This is a genomic window from Flavobacterium sp., assembly GCF_027531705.1.
Taxonomy (GTDB): domain Bacteria; phylum Bacteroidota; class Bacteroidia; order Flavobacteriales; family Flavobacteriaceae; genus Flavobacterium.
The window spans coordinates 1-3,452 of record NZ_JAPZSP010000041.1; the positions used below are offsets into that span (position 1 = coordinate 1).

Consider the following 3,452-nt stretch of genomic DNA (forward strand, 5'->3'; position numbering starts at 1 on the left):
CATGGCTAGTTCAGTTTTTATCTGAATTTTTATCGCTGAATCAATATTTTGTGTATTTTTGGAATGTTAAGTGTCGAAAATACGCCACGAGACAAAGCGGCAAAACGTTGTGCGATACCAAACCAAAAAACAAGTAAAATAGAACAAATATGAGCTTTTTAAAGAAATTATTCGGTGGAAAAAGTAAGGAAGTTGAAATTCCAGCTAGAGAGTTTACCGAAGATGAATATAACAAAGATTACGAATTAAAAGAAAAAGGTTTAGAAAATGTATTAGGAAAAATGCATGGAATTGTTGGTCACGCAATTATTCCTTTTCAGTCGGCGGAGCAGTTGATATGTATTATTTTACAAATCATATTAAAGGAACTGGATTTGCAACAATGGAATTATTAAATCCCGATGGAAATGGGCCAAAACCGAATAGAATCGGAACTTATGAATTAGTTGGATTTACAAAATTAGATTATAACGATAACGAAGAAAACCAAACTGCATTTAATAAAATTGAAAGAAGATTTTGTGGAATATTCACAACAATTGGAAATTATTCTTTTCAAGCAATCTTGAATCCACTTGAAACAATCGAAGTACCTAATGGAACTGACGAAAATAATTGCTTAATTTTAGATAATTACAACCCAGAAAATAAAGAATTCAAAATAGGCGAAAGAAATCACCATTTATTACTTTGCTTAGAAGTCTTTAGAAGTGAAATGGAATTTGCTAGAAAAAACGGAAGCGGAAAATTAATAGAATTACTAAAAGAAAAAGGTTTTTATCCATATAGCGATTTAGATAGAAATCCAGTTGTATAAATTGGCATCGCACAACAGCTGTTTCTAGCAATGGCTAGGCTTGGGATTTATTTATAAAACTTCTGTGAAAATCTTTTTTCTTACAATACAACTTTCGTTTTCAAATATTCGGTATATTTGTGATTGTCAGTGAGCAAATTACGCCACTGCCAGAAGCAGCAAAACGTTGGCAGTAATCAAAACAAAAAAAATCAACATAATGAAAATAATAATATTTATTCCCCTAATCCTTATATCAATAGAATGTTATTCTCAAAAAAATGAATATAAAATTGACGAAATTAAAATAGAACTGGACTCAATAAATATTTCAAAAATCAAATCAGCATGCGATTGTTCAAATGGAATGGAAAAAATAGCAAACATCCTTTATAAAACCACTGAAAAATTTTCATCAAGAGCTGAGATACTTAATGACTCATTAGGGGTACAAATTGTAATTCTCACGACAAAAAAAACTAAAGAGGTTTCCAAAAAATGTGAAAATGAATTAAGACTAAAAGATTCAGACATATTAGAGTGCAATAGTTTTAAATCATTTAAAGAAAAGTCTGAAATTCTGAATAAAAAATTTAGAAATTAGTATATTGACTACTGCCAACAGCTGTTTCTAGCAATGGCTAGGCATGGGATTTATTTATAAAACTTAATTGTTGAAACTAAATTTTAGTTATATTTGTGATGGTCAGTGTCGAAATTACGCCACTGCCAGAAGCAGCAAAACGTTAGTGGCTATTTTGGCGCGACGGAAAACTAACACGAATAATTTTTAGAAAAGTAATCTCAATATTAAACCTTTTATTATTTTGAAAATACAAAAACTACTTAATATTTTAATCCTAATTCTTATATTTTCTTGCTCGGAAAAAACTAAAAAGAGTGAGTCGAAAAATTTACCAGCAGAAAAACAAAAAGTTTCTACTCAGATAAAGAATACTGCAAAGGTTATTGAAATTTCAGATCAAGAAAAGAATTTTAATGAATTTATAGATTCACTCAAAATATTTATTGTAAAACCTGTTGACACTTTAAAAATTGAGGTCAATCCTAAACAAATAGAGAATTATAAAATTGCCGGAAACACAATTCAAATTTTTAAAAAAGATACTTTTAATATTGATTGGATAAAAATAAACAATAATAAAATTCTAATTAAAAGTCTTAAAACAATAAACCCACGAGTTGATGGAGAAAGAGAAAAAATGTTTTGTAACAACGTTGAAAAGATTAAATTATATAATTTCAATAAAAACAAAATTATCTTTTTAGAGTTCAATTCAAACCCTTGTACAGGACTTGGATGTAGTGTATCGGATTATATAATTTATGACTTAAAAAATAACCAAGTAAATCTATTTGGGAATTTCAGAACTGCAAATTTGAACTTTTACAGCTTTCCATTTGATAAAAAACTGAACTATATATCAACAGAATATCAGGGAGATTTTCATGGAAATACTCCAATTCATTTTATTAGTCGAATTTACTCAATGGACAATAAAGGAAAGTTTCAACTTAAAAAAGATTTAAAAGGTAAAGAATATTATTATGAAATTATTACTTTTCCTGAAGAAGAAACTGGAAGATTTGAATATAAACGGAATTGGTTTTGTAAAGAATATTATGAAAAATAAAGAAAAACAGCCACTAACAGCGGTTTCAAGAAATGGCGAGGCATGGGATTTATCAGAAATTAGAAAGGTCATTAATTAAAAGTTTTTGTTATATTTGTAAAGGCTTGGTCTTGGTTCATCGCCACTTCATGAAGCCGCGAAACGTTATAACCAAGCCTCACAAACCCACATAAAAAACAACCAAAATGAATCTAATTCAAGACCAAACAACTCGTTTCTATGAATGGAAGTTTAATGAGTATGGAACTTACCAAGAATTTATATCAGAAGTTAGAACACAACTTTATGAATACAGAAAAGATGCACACAAACTTGAATTTTTAGATTATCTATTGACATTGTTAAAGCAAGGTTTTGATAAACATTTAGAAGTTTGTCCGCACAAAAATGAAAAAGGTGTTTGTGGTGTTAACAAAAACTATGAAAACAGTTTGTTTTTTGTTCAAAACGAACGCGACGAGGTAATTGAATGTTTACCAACAACTGAGTTTAATCTCCAAGAACGGTCCGAAATAAATGAAAGTCTTCAAAAAATTCTAGAAGATCTTAATAAAATAAAAGTTGGACAAGAATTCACATATGATGATATAGTTCAAGAATTAAATGAGTTAAAAGAGTTCTATTTTTTAAACAAAAAACATTGGTCTCAAATGCTAATCGGAAGACTAACAGAAATGGTAGCAAGTGGTGTAATAAGTGAAACTTTGAGTAAAGATATTGTAGAAACTGTATTAAAAAATTATGGCGGAATAATTCAATAGAGAAATAAAAGGCCTGGTTATAACAGCCGTTTCTCGCAATTGCGAATTTTGTAGTAAATTCACGTTTACGTTTCGCAAGAATTTTTATCTTTAACAGAAAATATAAGGTTCCGAACTTCGCAACTGACGAGAAGCGGCGGAACGTTGTAGGCAATTATAAAAAACCTCTCGTCCTAAAATAGGTTGACTAAAAATTAAACACTTTTAGTATCCTATGGAAACACCAAAAAAACAACCCTG

At 29.3% G+C, this 3,452-nt stretch carries 5 protein-coding genes; all 5 read left to right on the forward strand.

What is annotated here, in order from left to right; genetic code table 11:
- Positions 1-149: 149 nt before the first annotated feature.
- The 5 genes from O9267_RS13800 (at position 150) to O9267_RS13820 (ending at position 3,212) form a co-directional block, all read left to right on the forward strand.
- Positions 150-395 carry a hypothetical protein gene (locus O9267_RS13800; protein ID WP_298180568.1) on the forward strand — a complete coding sequence of 82 codons (246 nt, stop codon included), beginning with the start codon at positions 150-152 and terminating at the stop codon, positions 393-395.
- A complete protein-coding gene (locus tag O9267_RS13805; RefSeq protein WP_298180570.1) occupies positions 383-817 on the forward strand; it encodes a suppressor of fused domain protein in 435 nt (144 codons plus the stop codon). The genes O9267_RS13800 and O9267_RS13805 overlap by 13 nt, the downstream gene beginning before the upstream one ends.
- Before the next feature lie 199 nt (positions 818-1,016).
- Complete coding sequence (locus O9267_RS13810; protein ID WP_298180572.1) at positions 1,017-1,400, forward strand: hypothetical protein; 384 nt, start codon at positions 1,017-1,019, stop codon at positions 1,398-1,400.
- A gap of 223 nt (positions 1,401-1,623) precedes the next feature.
- Positions 1,624-2,451, forward strand: coding sequence for a hypothetical protein (locus O9267_RS13815; RefSeq protein ID WP_298180574.1), 828 nt, complete (start codon positions 1,624-1,626; stop codon positions 2,449-2,451).
- 185 nt (positions 2,452-2,636) lie between these two features.
- Positions 2,637-3,212, forward strand: a complete 576-nt coding sequence (locus tag O9267_RS13820) for a hypothetical protein (RefSeq protein ID WP_298180575.1) — start codon at positions 2,637-2,639, stop codon at positions 3,210-3,212.
- Positions 3,213-3,452 lie beyond the last annotated feature (240 nt).

What these genes read in the sequence shown, in the direction of transcription:
- O9267_RS13800 (WP_298180568.1), top strand. Translation starts at nt 150, where the DNA reads ATGAGCTTTTTAAAGAAATTATTCGGTGGAAAAAGTAAGGAAGTTGAA.
- O9267_RS13805 (WP_298180570.1), top strand. Translation starts at nt 383, where the DNA reads ATGGAATTATTAAATCCCGATGGAAATGGGCCAAAACCGAATAGAATC.
- O9267_RS13810 (WP_298180572.1), top strand. Translation starts at nt 1,017, where the DNA reads ATGAAAATAATAATATTTATTCCCCTAATCCTTATATCAATAGAATGT.
- O9267_RS13820 (WP_298180575.1), top strand. Translation starts at nt 2,637, where the DNA reads ATGAATCTAATTCAAGACCAAACAACTCGTTTCTATGAATGGAAGTTT.